Consider the following 20,721-nt stretch of genomic DNA (forward strand, 5'->3'; position numbering starts at 1 on the left):
CTTTGCGATAGGGTGCTTCACCCGCCTGCGGAAACCGGTACTGTCCAGCCCGTTTCGCACACGGGAGGACCCCGCCCTTGCAACGTCGTATCCTGTTGGCCGGCGCCGCGGCTGCTGGCGCCACGCAATTCCTGCCCTCTCCCTTCCTGTCCGCCCCGGCTCTCGCCCAGCCGGCCGGCAGCCGGGTGTTGAAGTTCATCCCGCAGGCGGATGTGGCGGTGGTCGACCCCATCGTCACCACCGCCTATGTCACCCGCCATCATGGCTTCCTGATCTACGACACGCTCTATGGCGTGGATGCCGAGTTCAGGCCGCAGCCGCAGATGGCCGAGGGCCACAAGGTGGAGGATGGCGGCAGGCGGGTGACCATCACCCTCCGCCCCGGCCTTACCTTCCATGATGGCGAGCCGGTGCGGGCCAGGGATTGCGTTGCCTCGATCAAGCGTTGGGCGCAACGGGATGCGCTCGGCCAGGCGCTCATGGCAGCAACCGAGGAGCTGGTCGCCGATGACGACCGCAACCTCACCTTCCGCCTGAAGCGTCCTTTCGCCCTGCTGCTCGACGCCCTGGCCAAGCCTTCCACGCCGGTGCCCTTCATGATGCCGGAACGGATCGCGAGTCAGGACGCGAACACGCCGATCCGCGAGAATATCGGCTCCGGCCCCTTCCGCTTCGTCGCCAATGAGCGCGTGCCCGGCAGCCGGCTGGTCTACGAGCGCTTCGCCCAGTACGTGCCGCGCGAGGGCGGTACGGCGGCCTGGACCTCGGGCCCGAAGCGCGCCTTCTTCGACCGGGTGGAGTGGCAGGTGGTGCCCGACGCCTCCACCGCCGCCGCCGCGCTTGGCAACAACGAGGTGGATTGGTGGGAGCAGCCGACCGCGGATCTGCTGCCGCTGCTGCGGCGGAACCGCAACCTCGTGGTCGAGAATTACGATCCGACCGGGCTGCTCGGCCTGATGCGCTTCAACGCGCTGCACCCACCCTTCAACAATCCGGCGATTCGCCGCGCCCTGCTGGGGGCTGTCGAGCAGTCCGACTACATGAGCGCGGTGATCGGTACGGACCCGTCCAACTGGCGTGACGGCGTCGGCTTCTTCCCGCCGGGGACGCCGATGGCGACCGCCATCGGCACCGAGGTGCTGAAGGGCCCGCGCGACTACGACAAGGTGAAGCGGGACCTCGCCGCCGCCGGCTACAAGGGCGAGAAGGTGGTGCTGATCGCCGCCTCCGACTTCCCCTCGCTCAACGCGCTCGCCCAGGTTGGGCGGGACATGCTGGTGAAGGCGGGCATGAATGTCGACTACGTCTCGACCGACTGGGGCAGCGTGGTTCAGCGCCGCGCCAGCCGCGAGCCGGCGGATAAGGGGGGATGGAGCGTCTTCTTCACCTTCTTCACCGGCCTCGACTTCTTCTCTCCGGCGACGCATCTCGGCCTGCGCGGCAATGGGCTGAATGCCTGGTTTGGCTGGCCTACCATGCCCAAGCTGGAGGAGTTGCGCAGCGCCTGGCTCGAGGCGCCTGACCTGGCCGCCCAGCAGAAGCTGGCGGCCGAGATCCAGGCGGAGGGTTTCCAGGAGGCGCCATACCTGCCGGTCGGCCAGTACTTTCAGCCCTGGTCCTATCGCCGTGGCCTGACCGGCGTGCTCGGGGGCATGCCACTCTTCTGGAATGTCCAGAAAAGCTAACCCCCGGCCCAATTCCCTTCACGCGGCTTGCGGCACTGCGGCAATCCGCGCTTCACTCCCCGGAACGGCCGGCGGGACCGGCTTCCGGGGAGACCACGATGTTCCGACGTACTGTGCTGGGCGCCGCAGCGGCGGCGCCTCTCGCCCGTTTCGCGATCGCGCAGCCGGCCAGTAGCCGCGTTCTGCGGTTCATTCCCCAATCCGATATCGGCACGCTCGATCCGATCACGACCACGGCCTATGTAAGCCGGAACCATGGCTTTCTGGTCTGGGACACGCTCTACGGGCTGGATGCCGAGCTCAAGCCGCAGCCGCAGATGGTCGAGGGCCATCGGGTCGAGGACGATGGCAAGCGCTGGACGCTGACGCTCCGCCCCGGCCTCAAATTCCATGATGGCGAGCCGGTGCGGGCGCAGGATTGCGTCGCCTCGATCAAGCGCTGGCAGCGGCGCGACCCGTTGGGCCAGGAACTCGCCGCCCGGACCGACGACCTGCTCGCCACCGATGACCGGACCATCGTCTTCCGGCTGAAGAAGCCCTTTGCCCTGCTGCCGGATGCGCTTGGCAAGATCGGCTCCCCGGTGCCCTTCATGATGCCGGAGCGGCTGGCCAATACCGACCCCTTCCGCGCCATCACGGAGTTCGTTGGTAGCGGCCCCTTCCGCTTCAAGGCCGATGAGCGGGTGCAGGGCAGCCGCTTCGTCTATGAGCGCTTCGACGGCTATGTGCCGCGCGAGGGGACGCCGGCCTGGACCTCCGGCCCGAAGCGCGCCTTCGTCGACCGGGTCGAGTGGCGCGTCACCCCGGACAGCGCGACGGCGGCGGCCGCACTGCAATCGGGTGAGGTGGACTGGTGGGAGAACCCGCCAAACGACCTGGTGCCGCCGCTTCGCCGCAACCGCGACATTGTGGTGGACCTGCCGGACCCGACCGGCCAGATGGGTTTCGGCCGGTTCAACCACCTGCACCCGCCCTTCAACAATCCGAAGCTCCGTAAGGCCCTGCTCGGCGCGATCAACCAGGCCGATTTCATGACCGCGGCCTTCGGGAGCGAGCGGGGCGCCTGGCGTGACAAGGTGGGCTTCTTCCCGGACGGCACGCCCTTCGCCAGCGATGCCGGCCTCTTGGCGCTGACCAGCCCGCGCGACCTGGCGAAGGTGAAGCGGGAGGTGGCCGAGAGCGGCTACAAGGGCGAGCCGGTGGTGCTGCTCGGCGCTACCGACTTCCCGATCATCAACGCCCTCTGCCTGGTCGGCGCTGACCTGTTCAAGCAGGTCGGGCTGAATGTCGATTTCGTGGCCTCGGACTGGGGCACGGTCGTGCAGCGGCGCAACAACCGGGAGCCGCCGGACAAGGGCGGCTGGAGCATCTTCTTCACCTACTGGGCCGGCTTCGACACGCTCAGCCCGGGGGTGAACCAGACCATCCGCGGCAACGGCACGAATGGCTGGTTCGGCTGGGCGGCCTCGGAGCGGCTGGAGGCGAAGCGCGCCGAGTGGTTCGATGCGCCCAACCTCGCCGCGCAGCAGAAGGCCGCGCGGGAGCAGCAGGAGATCGCCTTCGAGGAGGTGCCGACGCTGCCGCTCGGTCAGGCCTACACCACCACGGCCTATCGGCGGAACCTGGTCGATGTGCCGAAGGGACCGCCGCTATTCTGGAATGCGAGGAAAGTCTGACCATGCAACGCCGCAGCCTGCTCGCCGGCGCCGCCGCACTGCCCGCCGCCCTCTCGAGCGCCGCCCTGGCGCAGCCCGCCAATGCGCGGGTGCTGAAATTCGTCCCCCAGGCGAATCTCACCAGCCTCGACCCGATCTGGACCACGGCCAACGTCACCCGGAACCATGCCTGGCTCGTCTATGACGTGCTCTATGGCATGGATGGGCGCTTCCAGCCGCAGCCGCAGATGGCGGCAGGGCATACGGTGGAGGATGAGGGCCGCGTCTGGACCTTCACCCTGCGGGACGGCCTGCGCTTCCATGACGGCGAGCCGGTGCGGGCCACGGATTGCGTCGCCAGCCTCCGGCGCTGGATGAAGCGCAACTCCAACGGCCAGAAGATGGAGCCGCTGGTCGATGAGCTGGTCGCGCTCGACGACAAGCGGCTGCGCTTCCGGCTGAAGCGCGCCTTCCCGCGGCTGCTGGCCTCGATCGCCAACCCATCCAACCCGGCTGCCTTCATCATGCCGGAACGGATCGCCCGGACGGATCCCTTCCAGCAGATCCGGGAGACGGTGGGCAGCGGGCCCTTCCGCTTCCTGCCGCGCGAATATAATTCCGGCAGCTTCGTCGCCTATGAGCGCAATCCGGACTATCAGCCGGTGCAGGCGGGCACGCCGAGCCTGACGGCGGGGCCGAAGGTGGCGCATTTCGAGCGCGTCGAGTGGCACATCATCACCGATGCGGCGACGGCGGCCGCGGCGCTCCAGGCTGGCGAGATCGACTGGTACGAGCAGCCGCCGCCGGAGATCCAGCAGCTCTTCCGCCGCAACCGCCAGATCACGGTGGAGCCGATCGACAACCTGCCGAATCCGGCCATCCTCCGCTTCAACCACCTGCACCCGCCCTTCAACGACAAGAAGATCCGGCAGGCCCTGCTGCCCGCCATCGACCAGACGGACTACATGACCTCGATCGTCGGGCCGGACCCGGCGGGCTTCGCCAATATGGGCATCTTCACCCCCGGCACGCCGCTGGCGAATGATGCCGGGATGCAGGCGCTGCTCGGCCCGCGCAGCATCGACCGCTCCAAGGCCCTGCTGAAGGAGGCGGGTTACAGCAACCAGCTGATTCGGCTGATCGGCCCGACCGACATCCTGGCGCCGGCGGCGATGACCCAGGTGGCGGGTGACATGTTCCGCAAGCTGGAGGTGAACCTTGATTTCGTGCTGACGGACTGGGGCAGCGTGATCCAGCGCCGCGCCAGCCGGGAGCCGGTGGAGAAGGGGGGCTGGAGCACCTTCCTCACCGCCTTCGCCTCCTTCGAATTCGCCGACCCCTCGGGCAATTTCCCCCTGCGGGGCAATGGCGCGGCGGGCTGGTTCGGCTGGCCGACCGTCCCGAAGCTCGAGGAATTGCGCGATGCCTGGTTCGATGCCGCGGACCTTGCGACGCAGCAGCGGTTGGCGCGGGAGATTCAGCTCACCGCCCTGGATGAGGTGCCCTATATCCCGGTCGGCGCCTATCTCTCCATGACCTCGCACCGGCGCAACCTCACCGGCCGTGTGCCGGGCTTCGCCCTCTTCTGGAACCTGAGGCGGGCATGATCGGCCGGCGCGGGCTTCTCATCGCAACGGGGGCCGGGCTTTCCGCACCGGCGCTCGGCCAGGGCGCCGCGCGGGTGCTGCGCTTCGTGCCGCAGGCCGATCTCGGCGGGCTCGATCCCGTCGCCGTCACCTCCAACGTGATCCGCAACCATGGCTACATGGTCTGGGACACGCTCTACGGAACCGACAGCGATTTCCGCCCGCATCCGCAGATGGCCGAGGGACATCTGCTGGAGGATGACGGGCTCCGCTGCACCATCACCCTGAGGCCCGGCCTCCTTTTCCATGATGGCGAGCCGGTGCGTGCCACGGATTGCGTCGCCAGCATCCAGCGCTGGATGCGGCGGAGCCCGATGGGCCAGGCGCTCGCCGCGCGGACGGATGCGGTGGAGGTGGTGGATGACCGCCGCTTCCGCTTCCGCCTCAAGCGCCGTTTCCCTCTGCTGCTGGAGGCGCTGGCGGTGCCGGCCAACCCAACGCTCTTCATCATGCCGGAGCGGCTGGCGCGGACGGATGCCTTCCAGCAGGTAAGGGAGGCGATCGGCAGCGGGCCCTTCCGCTTCGTCGCCGAGGAATTCCGCCAGGGCAACCGCGTCGTCTATATGCGCAACGAGCGGTATGTCCCGACCAATGGCGGCGGCCGTGGGCTGACCGCCGGACCGAAGCTGGTGCATTTCGATCGCGTCGAGTGGAACATCATCCCCGATGCGGCGACCGCGGCGGCGGCGCTGACCAGCGGCGAGATCGACTGGTTCGAACAGATGGGGCCGGAAATCCAGCAGATGCTGGGCCGGAACCGGAATCTGGTGCTGGAGCCGATCGACCCGCTGCCGCTGCCAGGGCAATTCCGTTTCAACCATCTGCAGCCGCCCTTCGACAATCCCGCCATCCGCCGCGCCTTCCTGCATGCCATCAGCCAGGAGGACTTCATGACGGCGATCGTCGGGCCCGATCCGAAGAGGTACGAGATCGATTGCGGCTTCTTCACCCCGCACGGGCCGATGGCGAATGACGAGGCGCTGGCGCCACTGCGCGGGCCGCGCAGCATTGAGCGGGCGAAGCAGGCGCTGAAGGAGGCCGGCTACAAGGGCGAGCGGGTGCGGCTGCTCGGCACCACCGACATCAACTCTACCACCGCGCAGGCGCAGGTAGCGGCCGATCTGCTGCGGCGTCTCGACCTCAACCTCGACGTCGTGCTGACGGATTGGGGGACGGTCGCGCAGCGGCGCATGAACAAGGGGCCACTGGAGCAGGGTGGCTGGTCCATCGCCTGCTTCGCCAGTTCGGGGATGGATTTCATCAACCCGGTGACGCATGCGCAGCTCCGCTCGGATGGGGCGATGGCAGCACCGGGCTGGCCGAACCTGCCCGAGGTGGAGCGGTTGCGGACGGAATGGCTGGACGCGCCGGATCTCGCGGCGCAGCAGGCCATCGCCCGGCGCATCCAGGCCGCGGCGATGGAGGGGCTGCCCTATATCCCGACCGGGGCCTACTACTCGATCACGGCACTGCGGCGGAACCTGCTCGACCGGGTGAAGGGCTTCGCCATCTTCTGGGGCATAAAGCGGGACTGAGTGCTGTACCAAGCATAGGGAGGATCGGCGGATGGATCGTCGCAGCCTGCTGAAGGGCGCCGTAATCGCGGCGCTTCCGGCTCCGGCCTTGGCACAGGGGGCGTCCCGGGCGCTGCGGGTGATCCCGCAGGCCAATCTCACCAGCCTCGACCCGGTCTGGACCACCGCCGTCGTCACCCGCAACCACGGCTTCATGGTCTATGACCAGCTGCTTGCCCAGGATGCCCGGGGCGAGATCCGGCCGCAGATGGTGGAGGGCTGGGCGACGGAGCCGGACGGCCTGACCGTCACCTTCACCCTGCGCACCGGGCTGCGCTTCCATGACGGCGAGCGGGTGACGTCGCGGGATTGCGTGGCCAGCATCTGGCGCTGGGCACGGCGCGACCCCTTCATGCAGGTGCTGCAGCCGAGCATCGCCGAGGTGGAGGCGCTGGATGACCGGCGCTTCCGCTTCCGCCTGCGGAAGCCGGTGCCCTTGCTCACCATGGCGCTCGGGCAGACGCAATTCCCCTGCTTCGTCATGCCGGAGCGCCTTGCCGCCACCGATGCCTTCCAGCAGATCCGCGACGCCATCGGCAGCGGTCCGTTCCGGTTCGTCGCGGATGAGTGGAACCCCGGCCAGCGGGCGGTCTGGGCGAAATTCGATGGCTACGAGGCGCGGGCGGAGCCGGTGGACGGGCTGGCCGGCGGGCGGACCCCGAAGCTCGATCGCGTCGAGTGGACGGTGATCTCCGACCCCGCCACCGCCGCCTCCGCCATGACCACGGGCGAGCAGGATTACTGGGAATACCCGCTGCACGACCTGCTGCCGCTGCTCAGGCGGAACCGGCAGGTCGTCGTGGAGCAGCGGCTGCTCGATGGCACCTATGGCGTCTGCCGCTTCAACTGCCTGCAACCGCCCTTCGACAACCCTGCCATCCGTCGCGCCGTCGCCATGGCGGTGGACCAGCGCGACTATCTCCGCGCCGTTGCCGGTAACGAGCCAGGTGGCTGGGAAGCCTGCGAAGGCGTCTTCACCTGCGGTACGCCGCTGGCGAATGACGTCGGCAGCGAGATCCTGAAGACCCATAGTATCGAACGCGCGAAGGCTGCCCTCGCCGAAGCCGGGTACAAGGGCGAGAAGGTGGTGCTCGTCGCACCCGGCGACTATCCGCAGATCAATGCACTCTCCCTCGTCACGGCCGATATCCTGCGTCGGCTGGGGATGAATCTCGAACTGGTCTCGACCGACTGGGGCACGCTGGTGCAGCGCCGGACCAGCAAGGAGCCGGTGGAGCGGGGTGGGTGGAGCATCATCCACACCACCGCCTCGGGCCAGTCCCTCTCGCTGCCGGTCTATCACCTCTTCCTGCGTGCCAACGGGCCGCAGGCCTGGTTCGGCTGGCCCGAGGATGCGGAGATCGAGCGGCTGCGCAATGCCTGGGTGGAAGCCACGGATCCCGCCGAGGGACGGCGCGTGGCCGAGGCGTTGAACCGGCGTGCGCTGGAGGTGATGGCCTATATCCCGCTCGGCTTCTACTGGCAGCCCTCCGCCTGGCGGCGCAACGTGACCGGCGCCTTCAAGGCGCCGGCGACGGTCTTCTGGAACATGTCGAAAGCGTAACTCCCCGTTGCACGAGGACGCGGGCTGGGGCAAGGACAGCCGACCGCACCGGGAGAAACGCCGCATGCATCGTCGCACCCTGTTGCAGGGCACCGGCCTCGCCCTGGCCGCGCCGCGCCTTGCCCGGGCCCAGGGAAATGCGCGGACCCTGCGCTTCGTACCGCAGGGCAATCTGGCCAATATCGACCCGATCTGGACGACGACGACGCTGGCGCGCAACCACGGGCTGATGGTCTACGATACGCTCTTCGGTCTCGGACGTGATTTCAAGCCGAAGCCGCAGATGGCAGCGGGGCATGAGGTCTCGGCCGATGGGCTGACCCATGCCATCACGCTGCGGCCCGACCTGCGCTTCCATGACGGCCAGCCGGTGCTGGCGCGGGACTGCATCGCCTCCATCGCCCGCTGGTCGAAGCGGGACGTGCTGGGCCAGCGCCTCACCGTGCTGCTCGAGGAGATGCGGCCGACGGCCGATGATCGCTTCGAGATCGTGCTGAAGAAGCCCTGGCAGGGCCTAGCCTGGGCTCTCGGGAAACCCTCCGCCAATATCTGCGCCATCATGCCGGAGCGGGTGGCGCAGACCGATCCCTTCACCCAGATCACCGACTATGTCGGCAGCGGCCCTTTCCGCTTCCGTGCCTCGCAATGGGTGCCGGGCAGCGTCGCCGCTTATGAGCGCTTCGCGGGCTATGTTGCGCGGGACGAGCCAGCGGATTTCCTGGCCGGCGGCAAGGCAGTTTATTTCGACCGTGTCGAATGGCATGTGATGCCCGACCCGGCGACGGCCGCAGCCGCGCTGCAGAACAACGAGATCGACTGGTGGGAGACGCCGCTCGCCGACCTGCTGCCGGTGCTGCGGCGGAACCGCGACATCGCGGTGGAAGTGGTCAACACGGCCGGCGCCCTGGCGATGATCCGCTTCAACCACCTGCATCCGCCCTTCGACAAACCGGAGATCCGCCGCGCGCTGTTCCCGGCGATCGAGCAGACCTCCTTCATGCAGGCGGCGCTCGGCGAGGACAAGGCGCTATGGCAGGTGCCGGCGGGCGCCTTCACCCCGGGGACGCCGCTGTCCAACAGCGTGGGCCTCGAGGTGATGACGGGGCCGCGCGACCCAGAGGCGGCGAAGCGGGCGCTGGCCGCGGCCGGGTACAAGGGCGAGCCGGTGGTGATCCTCTCGCCGAGCGACTTCCCGACCATCAACGCGCTGTCGGAGGTCACGGCTGATACGCTGCGGCGGTCCGGCATGACCGTCGACCTGCAGACCATGGACTGGGGTACGCTGGTGCAGCGCCGGGCGAAGCGCGAGGCGCCGGCGCAGGGCGGCTGGAACATCTTCTGCACCACCTGGGAGGGGCTCGATGTCTCCGTCCCTGGCAGCCATCAGCCGATCCGCGGCAATGGGGCGCAGGGCTGGATCGGTTGGTCCACCAGCCCGCGGCGGGAGGCGCTGCGCGAGGCTTGGTTCGAGGCGCCCGACCAGGCAGCGGAGCGGAGGATCGCCGAGGAACTGCAGGCCCTGGTCTGGGAGGAGGCGCCCTTCATCCCGCTTGGCCTGCTGCGGCCGCCGCAGGCCTACCGGCGCAGCCTGACCAATATCGTCACCGGCGGCCCGCCGCTGTTCTGGAACGTCCGGCGGGGTTGATCCACCGCTGGCACGGCCCGTGCAAGTCACCCGGCCGCGGTTCTGGCCGGACCGCGGCCGAGGCCCAGGGCAGCGTAAGTACGCTGGCGCAATGCCCAAGGTTGAGGCAGGCTGATGGATAACCGGGCGGGTGAGCAACCTGCGCGGATGGGAGCTGGGGGAAGACAAAAGATGGATCGCAGGAATTTCCTGAAGGGGACGGCCGCCGCCGGCCTGGTGGGCGCCTCTGTTGGGCTGACGGGCGGGCTGGCAGGGCCGGCGCTCGCGCAAGGAGCCGCAGCGCGCACGCTGCGCTTCGTGCCGCAGGCCAATCTGGCCAATTTCGACCCCATCTGGGGCACGCAATACGTCGTCCGCAATGCCGCGGCCATGGTCTGGGACACGCTCTACGGCTTCGACGAGACCTTGACGCCGAAGCGCCAGATGGTCGAGGCGGAGCAGGTTTCCGCCGATGGGCTGACCTGGGAGTTCCGCCTGCGCCCCGGCCTGAAATTCCATGACGGCACCCCGGTACTGGCCAAGGACGTGGTGGCAAGCCTCACTCGCTGGTCGGCGCGTGACCCGATGGGCCAGATGCTGAAGGCGCTGCAGAACGAGCTGGTGGCCGTCGACGACCGCAACTTCCGCTGGGTGCTGAAGAAGCCCTATCCGAAGCTGCTGATGGCGCTCGGCAAGAACAGCACGCCGATGGGCTTCATCATGCCGGAGCGGCTGGCGAAGACAGACCCTTTCCAGCAGGTGAGCGAGTTCATCGGCAGCGGCCCGATGCGCTTCAAGCGGGACGAGTGGAACCCGGGCGCGCGGGCGGTCTTCGAGAAATTCGCCGATTACGTGCCGCGCGACGAGCCCAGCTCCTGGCTGGCCGGGGGCAAGCGCATGGGCGTCGACCGGATCGAGTGGATCATCATGCCGGATCCGGCCACCGCCTCGGTCGCGCTGCAGAACGGCGAGATCGACTGGTGGGAGAACCCGATCACAGACCTGGTGCCGCAGCTCCGCCGCAACCGCAACATCCGCGTCGACATCGCCGACCCGCTGGGCAATGTCGGCACCTTCCGCATGAACCACACGACAACGCCCTTCAACGACCTGAAGGCGCGGCGCGCGGTCCTGACGGCATTGAGCCAGGAAGACTACATGCGGGCGCTGGTCGGCGACGACAACAACCTGTGGAAGCCGCTGCCCGGCTACTTCACGCCGGGCACGCCGCTGTATTCGGAGGAGGGCGGCGAGATCCTGAAGGGGCCGCGCAACCTCGACGCGGCGAAGCGGCTGCTGGCCGAGAGCGGCTACAACGGCTCCCCGGTTACCTGCATCGTGGCGCAGGACCAGCCGATCACCAAGGCGCAGGGCGACGTCACCGCCGACCTGCTGAAGCGGATCGGTTTCAATGTGGATTTCGTCGCAACCGACTGGGGCACCACCGGTCAGCGCCGCGCCATGAAAAACCCGGTTGGCCAGGGCGGCTGGAGCATGTTCCATAGCTGGCATGCTGGTGCCGACTGCATCAATCCCGCCGTCTACAATGCCATCCGCGGCAATGGCGCCGGCGCCTGGTTCGGCTGGCCGGATGTGCCGGCGGTGGAGACCGAGGTGGCGAACTGGTTCGACGCGCCTGACCTGGCAACGGAGAAGGCGGTGATCGGCCGGTTGAACAAGGCCGCGCTCGACAATGTCGTCTATGCGCCGACCGGCTTCTTCCTCAGCTACCAGGCCTGGCGATCCAACGTCTCTGGCATCGTGAAGGGACCACTGCCCTTCTTCTGGGGCGTATCGAAGTCTTGACGACGGTTTAGGAAAAAGGAGGCGCCATGTTCGCCTATGTAGTCCGGCGCGTCCTGGCCACCATTCCGGTGATGGCTATCGTGGCGCTCTTCGTGTTCAGCCTGCTCTACATCGCGCCGGGAGACCCGGCCGCGGTGATCGCGGGCGACCAGGCGACGCCGCAGGATGTGGAGCGGATCCGTGCCTCGCTCGGCCTCGACCGCCCCTTCCTGGTGCGGTTCGGGGAGTGGGTGTGGAACATCCTGAGGGGCGACATGGGCGTCTCGATCTTCACCAACCTGCCGGTCACGACGATGATCCAGCAGCGGATCGAGCCGACCCTCTCGCTGATGATCCTGACCCTCTGCCTCGCGGTCTCCATCGCCGTGCCCATGGGCGTCGTCGCCGCCTGGAAGCAGGGCAGCTGGATCGACCGCGCGGTGATGGGCTTCGCCGTGCTCGGCTTCTCGGTGCCCGTCTTCGTGGTGGGCTATGTGCTGGCCTATATCTTCGCGCTGGAACTCGACTGGCTGCCGGTGCAGGGCTACACGAAGTTCGAGGAAGGCTTCTTCCCCTGGCTCGAGAACCTGATCCTGCCAGCCATCGCGCTGGGCGGGGTCTATATCGCGTTGATCGCCCGGATCACCCGGGCGACGATGCTTGAGGTGCTGCAGCAGGACTACATCCGCACGGCGCGCGCCAAGGGCGCCGGGCAGACCAGCATCCTGTTCCTGCATGCGCTGAAGAATGCCGCCGTGCCGATCGTCACCGTCATCGGCATCGGCATCGCGCTGCTGATCGGCGGCGCGGTGGTGACGGAAAGCGTCTTCGCCATCCCCGGCCTCGGCCGGCTGACGGTGGATGCGATCCTGCGGCGTGACTACCCGGTGATCCAGGGCGTGGTGCTGCTGTTCAGCTTCGTCTACGTGCTGGTGAACCTGCTGATCGACCTGCTTTACACCCTGTTCGACCCGAGGATCCGCTACTGATGTCCTCCGCCGCGGCCTTCTCCTCCGCCAGCCTGCCGCAGGATGTGGCGGCGGCGCCCCCCATGCCGGATGTGCTGCCCCCGGTGAAGCCAAAGAAGGGCTTCTTCGGCTTCCTCCGGCGCAACCCGACGATCGCCATCGGCGGTGGCCTGCTGCTGCTGATGCTCTGCATCGCGGTCTTCGCGCCCCTGCTCTGGACGGTCGATCCAACGGCGCTGGCGCCGGCCCGCCGGACACGCGAACCCTCGGCGATGTACTGGTTCGGCACCGACATGCTGGGGCGGGACGTCTATTCCCGTGTCCTGTACGGCGCGCGGATCTCGCTGATGGTCGGTTTCTCGGTGGCCTTCTGCTCCTCGATCATCGGCCTCACCATCGGCATGATCTCGGGCTATGTGCGCTGGGCGGACAGCATCATCATGCGGATCATGGATGGCATGATGTCCATCCCGCCGATCCTGCTGGCCATCGCCCTGATGGCGCTGACCCGTGGCAGCGTGCAGAACGTGATCCTCGCCATCACCGTCGCCGAGATCCCGCGCGTCTCCCGCCTGGTGCGGGGCGTGGTGCTCTCGCTCCGTGAGCAGCCCTATGTGGATGCCGCCGTCGCCGCCGGAACGCGGACGCCGCGCATCATCCTGCGGCACATCCTGCCCAACACCCTCGCGCCCATCACCGTGCAGGCAACCTATGTCTGCGCCGCGGCGATGATCACCGAGGCCATCCTCTCCTTCATCGGTGCCGGCACGCCGCCGATCATCCCCTCCTGGGGGAACATCATGGCGGAGGGGCGGGCGCTCTGGCAGGTGAAGCCCTATATCGTCTTCTTCCCCGCGATCTTCCTCTCCATCACCGTTCTCGCGGTCAACCTGCTCGGCGACGGTCTGCGCGATGCGCTCGACCCGCGCATGGCAAAGAGGGTCTGAGCCATGGCGGAACCGCTCCTCGTCGTCGAGAACCTGCAGACGCATTTCCGCACGCCGGACGGCATCAACCGTGCGGTGGATGGCGTCAGCTTCCATGTCAATGCCGGAGAGACCGTGGCGATCGTCGGCGAGTCGGGGTGCGGCAAGTCCGTCACCTCGATGTCGATACTCCGCCTGATCCCGGAGCCGCCGGGCAAGATCGCCGGCTCCATCCGCTTCCAGGGGCGGGACCTGCTGAAGCTGTCGGAACCGGAGATGCGCAGCATCCGCGGCAACGACATCAGCATGATCTTCCAGGAGCCGATGACCTCGCTGAACCCGGTGCTGAATATCGGTCGGCAGATTGGCGAGACGCTGCGCCTCCATCAAGGGCTCTCGGCCAGGGAGGCCGAGGCCAAGGCAGTGGAGATGCTGAAGCTGGTCGGCATTCCGGAGCCGGGGCGGCGAGTGCGGGAATATCCGCACCAGCTTTCGGGCGGCATGCGGCAACGGGTGATGATCGCCATCGCGCTCGCCTGCAACCCGAAGCTGCTGATCGCGGACGAGCCGACCACGGCGCTCGATGTGACCATCCAGGCGCAGATCCTTGAGCTGATGCGCGACCTGAAGCGCACCGTCGGCGCCGCCATCGTGCTCATCACCCATGACCTCGGCGTCGTCGCCGAGGTCGCCGAGCGGGTGGTGGTGATGTATGCCGGCAAGAAGGTGGAGGAGGCGCCCGTCGTCGAGCTCTTCAACACGCCGCGGCATCCCTATACCCAGGGGCTGCTCGGCTCGATGCCGAAGCTCGGCTCCTCCCTTACCGGCACCGAGACACGGCTGGCCGAGATCCCCGGCCTGGTGCCAAGCCTCAAGCAGAAGATCCCCGGTTGCGTCTTCGCCTCGCGCTGTCCGCATGCGACGGATTTCTGCGTGAAGGTGGCGCCAGCGCTGGAGCCGAAGGCGCCGGGCCATGTCGCCGCCTGCCACTACGCTCTCAAGGAAGGGGCAATTGCCGCATGAGCTCCCCGCTGCTCGATGTTCAGGACCTGAAGAAGCATTTCCCGATCAGGGGCGGGTTCTTCGGCGGCGTCACCGGTCATGTCTACGCAGTGGACGGTGTCTCCTTCCATATCAACAAGGGCGAGACGCTCTCGCTGGTCGGCGAGAGCGGCTGCGGCAAGTCGACGGTCGGGAAAGCCGTCCTGCAACTCTTCGGGATCACCGATGGGCAGGTCGTGCTCGATGGCAAGCGAATCGACGACATGCCTGCCAATTCGCTGCGGCCGATGCGCCGGCGCATGCAGGTGGTGTTCCAGGATCCCTTCTCCTCGCTGAACCCGCGCATGCGGGTGCGCGACATCCTGGCCGAGCCGATCCGTAATTTCGGCCTGGCGCGCAACGGCGCCGAGCTCACTGCCAAGGTGGCCAAGCTGATGGACACGGTGCGGCTGCCGCGGGACGCGGTGAACCGCTGGCCGCATGAATTCAGCGGCGGCCAGCGCCAGCGCATCGGCATCGCCCGCGCTCTGGCGGCGGAGCCCGACCTCATCATCTGCGACGAGGCGGTTTCGGCGCTCGACGTCTCGGTGAAGGCACAGATCGTCAACCTGCTGCAGGACCTTCAGGGCGAGCTGGGCCTTGCGCTGCTTTTCATCAGCCATGACCTCGCCATCGTCGAGCATATGACGCACCGGGTGGCGGTGATGTATCTCGGCAAGATCGTCGAGGTGGCGCCGAAGCGCAGCCTCTTCGCCGCGCCGAAGCATCCCTATACCGAGGCGTTGCTCTCCGCCGTGCCGGTGCCGATGCCGGGAAAGCAGCGGGAGCGGATTCTTCTCAAGGGCGATGTGCCGAGCCCTATCAACCCGCCCACCGGCTGCCGCTTTCACACCCGCTGCCCCTATGCCTTCGACCGCTGCCGGACGGAGGAGCCGCCGCTCCGCCCCATCCCGACAGCGCTCGAGGCGGGGCATACGGCGGCCTGCCATCTGCACGACCTGCCGGCCGACCGGAACCCGCTGGCCGTGGCCAAGGGGCAGGCCCTACTGGCCGTCTAGCCGGTGGCCGAGCCGGTACTGCTTGAGGTCCGGGAGCGGCGCAGCCGTTTCGGCCGGGTGGTGAAATGGAGCTTCTGGGGCTTCCAGCTGCTGATGCTGCTCGGCAGCCTCGGGACCTGCGCGGCCGTCACCCCCTTCCTTGCAGGGCCGGACCCCGAGGTGGCCATCGGGGCGGGGATGTTCGGCGCCATGGCCATCGGCACGCTCTGGACCCTCTGGCCGCTGGGGACCGTGGTGCTTGGCCTGCTCCTGCTGCTGACGCGGGGCCGGAAGCGGCTGATCCAGGCCCTGCCCGAGGCCTCCGCCGCCCGGGCCAGCCCTCCCGAGGCTGGCGGCCGGGGCTGAGCCCCGCTCTGGTCCTTGACGGAAGCCGGGTGCGAGGCGACCTTTCCACCCATGGGCGTCCCTCGTTGCGCGGGGCGCCGGATTTCCAATGGATCTGGGGGAGGCGCGGCATGCCGCAGGTAACGCTGACCGTGAACGGGAAGACGAGCACGGTCGAGGTCGAGGGCCGCACGCTCCTGGTGGAGCTGCTGCGGGAGAAGCTGCGGCTGACCGGCACGCATGTCGGCTGCGACACCAGCCAGTGCGGCGCTTGCGTCGTCCATGTGGATGGCGAGAGCGTGAAGGCCTGCACCATCCTGGCTCTCCAGGCCAATGGTAGCCAGGTGACCACCATCGAGGGCCTGGCCAAGCCGGACGGCACGCTGCACCCGATGCAGGAGGCCTTCCGCGAATACCATGCCCTGCAATGCGGCTTCTGCACCCCGGGCATGGTCATGTCGGCGATCGACCTGGTGAAGAAGCACCCGGACGGCCTCTCCGAGAAGGAGATCCGCGAGGGGCTGGAGGGCAACCTCTGCCGCTGCACGGGCTACCACAACATCGTCAAGGCGATCGCCGCGGCGCAGGAGGTCATGCACGGCCGGGCCCAGGCCCTGGCGCCGGCAGCCGAATAGGTCAGGCCGCTACCGGGCGCGCGGCATCCCCCGCGCGCCCCATAACAGACCCTGCCGCAAAAGGCGGGGCGCGCAGCACCCAGGGAGGCGTTGCAGATGAATGTCGTGACCCCGTTCGAAGGCATCGGTGCCAGCGTGAAGCGCAAGGAGGATCTGCGCTTCCTCTCCGGCCGTGGCCAATATACCGACGATATCAACCGGCCCGGCCAGACCTATGCGGCGATCCTCCGCAGCCCGCATGCGCATGCGCGCATCGTCTCCATCGATACCGCGGCGGCCTCTGCCATGCCGGGTGTGGTGGCGATTTTCACCGGGGCGGACATGCCGGATCTCGGCGGCATCCCCTGTGGCTGGCAGATCCACAACAAGGACGGCACGCCGATGGCGGAGCCGATGCACCCCGTTCTCGCCGTGGGCAAGGCCCGCTTCGTGGGCGATGCCGTCGCGGCGGTGATTGCCGAGACGCGGGCCCAGGCACGGGATGCGGCCGAGGCGATCGAGGTCGAGTACGAGGTGCTGCCGGCAGCCGCCACCATGGAGGCGGCGCTCGCCCCAGGCGCGCCGCTGGTGCATGACGGCGTCGCCGGGAATGTCTGCTACGATTGGCATATCGGCGACAGGGCGGTGAACGAGGCGGCCTTCGCCAAGGCGGCGAAGGTCGTGGAATTCGAGCTGGTGAACAACCGGCTGGTGCCGAATGCGATGGAGCCCCGCGCTGCCATCGGCGATTTCGACCGCACCACGGATGAATATACCCTCTACACCACCAGCCAGAATCCGCATGTCATCCGGCTGCTGATGGGCGCCTTCGTGCTGCACATCCCGGAGCATAAGCTGCGGGTCGTGGCACCCGATGTGGGCGGCGGCTTCGGCAGCAAAATCTTCCATTATGCCGAGGAGGCGATCGTCACCTGGGCGGCGGGGAAGCTGGGGCGGCCGGTGAAATGGACGGCGGAGCGCACCGAGAGCTTCATGACCGACGCGCATGGCCGGGACCATGTGACCAAGGCGCGGCTCGCCATGGATGCCGATGGCAAATTCCTCGCGCTGCATGTGCAGACGCTTGCGAATATGGGCGCCTATCTCTCGACCTTCGCCACGAGTGTCCCAACCTATCTCTACGCGACGCTGCTGGCCGGCGTGTACACCACGCCGACCGTCTATGCGGAGGTGAAGGCGGTCTTCACCAATACCGTCCCGGTCGATGCCTATCGCGGCGCCGGGCGGCCGGAGGCGACCTTCCTGCTAGAGCGGCTGGTCGATGTGGCGGCGGCCGAGACGGGGATGGACCGGATCGAGATCCGCCGGCGCAACTTCATCCCGAACGACGCCTTCCCCTACCAGACCCCGGTTGCCCTCCAGTACGACAGCGGCGATTACACGGCGACGCTGGAGCAGGCGCTGAAGACCGCCGACTGGGCCGGCTTCGAGGCGCGGCGGGCGGAGGCCAAGGCGCGCGGCCGCCTCCGCGGCATCGGCATCTCCACCTATATCGAGGCCTGCGGCATCGCGCCCTCGGCCGTGGTGGGCTCGCTCGGGGCGAGGGCGGGGCTGTATGAGGTGGGTACCATCCGCGTGCATCCAACAGGCAGCGTGACGGTCCTCACCGGCACCCATAGCCACGGCCAGGGGCATGAGACGACGCTGGCGCAACTCGTCACCGACCGGTTGGGCGTGCCGCTGGCGCAGGTCGATGTCGTGCATGGTGACACCGCCAAGATCCCCTTCGGCATGGGCACCTATGGCAGCCGGAGCCTCGCGGTCGGCGGCTCGGCCATGGTGAAGGCGATGGACAAGATCGTTGCCAAGGCCCGGCGGATCGCGGCGCATCTGATGGAGGCCTCGGTCGAGGATGTGGAGTTCGACCGCGGTACCTTCCGCGTCGCAGGCACGGACAAGACCAAGTCCTGGGGCGAGATCGCGCTGACCGCCTATGTCCCGCACAACTACCCGATCGAGGAGCTGGAGCCAGGCCTCGACGAGACAGCCTTCTACGACCCGAAGAACTTCACCTATCCGGGCGGCTGCCATATCTGCGAAGTGGAGATCGAGCCGGAGACGGGCATCACGACCGTGGTCAACTTCACCGCGGTCGACGATGTCGGGCGGGTCATCAACCCGATGATCGTCGAGGGGCAGGTCCAGGGCGGCGTCGCCCAGGGCATCGGCCAGGCGCTGCTCGAGGCTTGCGTCTATGACAATGAGGGCCAACTCGTCTCGGCCAGCTTCATGGACTACCAGATGCCACGCGCCAACGACCTGCCGCCGGTCAGCGTGGCGACGCATACCACCCTTTGCACCCACAACCCGCTTGGGGTGAAGGGCTGCGGGGAGGTGGGGGCGATCGGCTCGCCGCCAGCGGTGATCAATGCGGTGGTCGACGCGCTGAAGGATTACGGCGTCCGCCATATCGAGATGCCGGCGACGGCCGCAAAGATCTGGGGCATCATCAACGCAAGCCGGCCGGCCATGGCCGCGGAATGATCAGGGGATCGAGCGATGTATGACTTCGAATACCACAAGCCCGGCTCGCTGGCGGATGCGGTGAAGCTGCTTTCGGCCGACCCGGATGCGCGGCCGATCTCGGGCGGCCAGACCCTGCTGCCGGCGCTGAAGCACCGGCTGAACAAGCCGACCTCCGTGGTCGACCTCTCCGGCATCACCGAGCTCAAGGGGATCAGGAAGGAGGGCGACAAGCTCGTCATCGGCGCGCTCGCCAAGCATTTCGAGGTGGCGACGAGCGAGGTGGTGAAGGCGGCGATCCCGGCGCTGGCGCAGATGGCCGGCACCATCGGCGACACCCAGGTGCGTAACCGCGGCACCATCGGTGGCAGCGTCGCCAATAACGACCCGGCGGCGGACTATCCCTCGGCCGTACTCGGGCTGAACGCCACCATCGTCACCGACAAGCGCCGCATCGCCGCCGACGACTTCTTCCAGGGCATGTTCACCACGGCGCTGGAGCCTGGCGAGCTGCTGGTGGCGATCGAGTTCCCGATTCCCGAGAAGGCCGGCTACGCCAAGATGCGCAACCCGGCGAGCCGCTACGTCATGGCCGGCGCTTTCGTCGCCAAGACCGGCGGCACCGTGCGGGTGGCGATCAATGGCGCCGGCCCCGGCGTCTTCCGCCAGACGGAGATGGAGACGGCGCTCTCCACCAACTGGTCGCCGGAGGCCGTGGCCGGCATCAAGCAGGATGCGGATGGGCTGAACAGCGACATCCATGGCAGCGCCGAGTACCGCGCCCATCTGGTAACCGTGATGGCGAAGCGCGCCATCGCCGCGGCGGGCTGAGGCGGTGGGCGCCACCCGTCGCGGCCTGGTCCTCGGCGGGTTGGCGCTTGCGAGCCCGGCGCTGGGGCAGGGGGATTGGCCGCAGCGGCCGATCCGCATGGTGATCCCCTATCCGCCGGGCGGGGCGAGCGACATCATCGCCCGCCTCATGGCGCCTCACCTCACCGCCTCGCTGGGCCAGACCCTGGTGGTGGAGAACCGGCCCGGTGCCAATGGCTTCATCGCGGCGGAGCTGGTCGCCCGCAGCGCACCGGATGGCTACACGCTGCTGATGGGCAATGCCGGGCCGAATGGCATGGGCCCGGCCCTGTATGGCAGCCGCACGCCCTTCGACCCGATCGCCGATTTCACCCCGGTGATGGCGGTATCCGTCGTGCCGCAGATCATGGCGGTGAATCCGGCCGTGCCGGTCCGCAGCTTCCCGGAATTCCTCGTCTATGCCCGCGAGCAGGCGGGTAGGCTGAGCTACGGCTCCGCCGGTATAGGTTCGGCTGGCCATATGGCCATGGAATTGTTGAAGAGCCTCACCGGCATCCAGCTGACCCATCTGCCATATCGCGGCAGCGCGCCCTCGACCGCCGACCTCATCGCCGGTGTCATCCCGGTGAATTTCGACACCGTCCCTGTGCTGTTGCCGCATGTGCAGTCGGGGCGGGTGCGGGGCATTGCCGTCACCTCGTTGCAACGGGTGCCGGAAGCGTCGGAGCTGCAGGCCATCGCCGAGACGGTACCGGGCTTCGAGACGGTAAGCTGGGGCGGCGTGCTCGCCCCCGCCGGCACTCCGGCCCCGGTCATCGCCCGGTTGAACGCCGCGATGCGGGAGGCCATGGCGCGGCCGGATGTCGGCGGGGCGCTGGCGCGGCAGGGCATCCAGCCGCAAAGCGGGCCACCCGAGGCCTTCGGCGCCTATGTCGCCGCCGAGGTCCGGAAATGGACCGAGGTGGTCCAGCGCATGGGGCTGCGGCCCGAATAGGCGGCCCG

At 68.0% G+C, this 20,721-nt stretch carries 16 protein-coding genes; all 16 read left to right on the forward strand.

The features are described 5' to 3' along the window. Positions 1–77: 77 nt before the first annotated feature. On the forward strand, positions 78–1,685 hold the full coding sequence (locus BLR02_RS08320) for an ABC transporter substrate-binding protein (RefSeq protein ID WP_090563410.1): 1,608 nt from the start codon (positions 78–80) through the stop codon (positions 1,683–1,685). A gap of 98 nt (positions 1,686–1,783) precedes the next feature. Beyond that, a complete protein-coding gene (locus tag BLR02_RS08325) occupies positions 1,784–3,361 on the forward strand; it encodes an ABC transporter substrate-binding protein (protein WP_090662308.1) in 1,578 nt (525 codons plus the stop codon). A gap of 2 nt (positions 3,362–3,363) precedes the next feature. Beyond that, positions 3,364–4,947 (forward strand): ABC transporter substrate-binding protein, encoded by a 1,584-nt coding sequence (locus BLR02_RS08330; protein WP_090563414.1) that lies wholly within the window; start codon positions 3,364–3,366, stop codon positions 4,945–4,947. Continuing rightward, positions 4,944–6,521, forward strand: a complete 1,578-nt coding sequence (locus BLR02_RS08335) for an ABC transporter substrate-binding protein (protein ID WP_090662310.1) — start codon at positions 4,944–4,946, stop codon at positions 6,519–6,521. Before BLR02_RS08330 ends, BLR02_RS08335 begins: the two co-directional genes overlap by 4 nt. Positions 6,522–6,552: 31 nt before the next feature. Next, positions 6,553–8,124: an ABC transporter substrate-binding protein gene (locus tag BLR02_RS08340; protein ID WP_090662312.1), complete on the forward strand. Its 1,572-nt coding sequence runs from the start codon at positions 6,553–6,555 to the stop codon at positions 8,122–8,124. Between the two features lie 64 nt (positions 8,125–8,188). Then, the gene (locus BLR02_RS08345) at positions 8,189–9,769 is read left to right on the forward strand and encodes an ABC transporter substrate-binding protein (protein WP_090662314.1); all 1,581 of its coding nucleotides are present in this window, start codon (positions 8,189–8,191) and stop codon (positions 9,767–9,769) included. Positions 9,770–9,916: 147 nt separating this feature from the next. Beyond that, positions 9,917–11,554 (forward strand): ABC transporter substrate-binding protein, encoded by a 1,638-nt coding sequence (locus BLR02_RS08350; protein ID WP_342670564.1) that lies wholly within the window; start codon positions 9,917–9,919, stop codon positions 11,552–11,554. 26 nt (positions 11,555–11,580) lie between these two features. After that, entirely contained in the window at positions 11,581–12,522 is a 942-nt protein-coding gene (locus BLR02_RS08355) for an ABC transporter permease (RefSeq protein WP_090563424.1), read from the forward strand. Then, complete coding sequence (locus BLR02_RS08360; RefSeq protein ID WP_090563426.1) at positions 12,522–13,448, forward strand: ABC transporter permease; 927 nt, start codon at positions 12,522–12,524, stop codon at positions 13,446–13,448. The genes BLR02_RS08355 and BLR02_RS08360 overlap by 1 nt, the downstream gene beginning before the upstream one ends. 3 nt (positions 13,449–13,451) lie before the next feature. Then, positions 13,452–14,450 carry an ABC transporter ATP-binding protein gene (locus BLR02_RS08365; RefSeq protein WP_090563428.1) on the forward strand — a complete coding sequence of 333 codons (999 nt, stop codon included), beginning with the start codon at positions 13,452–13,454 and terminating at the stop codon, positions 14,448–14,450. Next, a complete protein-coding gene (locus BLR02_RS08370) occupies positions 14,447–15,487 on the forward strand; it encodes an ABC transporter ATP-binding protein (protein WP_090563430.1) in 1,041 nt (346 codons plus the stop codon). Before BLR02_RS08365 ends, BLR02_RS08370 begins: the two co-directional genes overlap by 4 nt. A 3-nt stretch (positions 15,488–15,490) precedes the next feature. Beyond that, positions 15,491–15,832, forward strand: coding sequence for a hypothetical protein (locus tag BLR02_RS08375; RefSeq protein ID WP_090662316.1), 342 nt, complete (start codon positions 15,491–15,493; stop codon positions 15,830–15,832). Positions 15,833–15,942: 110 nt separating this feature from the next. After that, complete coding sequence (locus tag BLR02_RS08380) at positions 15,943–16,446, forward strand: (2Fe-2S)-binding protein (RefSeq protein ID WP_090563434.1); 504 nt, start codon at positions 15,943–15,945, stop codon at positions 16,444–16,446. A gap of 96 nt (positions 16,447–16,542) precedes the next feature. Further along, positions 16,543–18,930 (forward strand): xanthine dehydrogenase family protein molybdopterin-binding subunit, encoded by a 2,388-nt coding sequence (locus BLR02_RS08385; RefSeq protein ID WP_090563436.1) that lies wholly within the window; start codon positions 16,543–16,545, stop codon positions 18,928–18,930. A 15-nt stretch (positions 18,931–18,945) separates the two neighbouring features. Beyond that, positions 18,946–19,740: an FAD binding domain-containing protein gene (locus BLR02_RS08390; protein WP_090563438.1), complete on the forward strand. Its 795-nt coding sequence runs from the start codon at positions 18,946–18,948 to the stop codon at positions 19,738–19,740. A gap of 4 nt (positions 19,741–19,744) precedes the next feature. Continuing rightward, a complete protein-coding gene (locus BLR02_RS08395) occupies positions 19,745–20,713 on the forward strand; it encodes a Bug family tripartite tricarboxylate transporter substrate binding protein (protein WP_090563439.1) in 969 nt (322 codons plus the stop codon). Positions 20,714–20,721: the final 8 nt, after the last annotated feature.

It is taken from the genome of Belnapia rosea (assembly GCF_900101615.1).
Taxonomy (GTDB): Bacteria; Pseudomonadota; Alphaproteobacteria; order Acetobacterales; family Acetobacteraceae; genus Belnapia; species Belnapia rosea.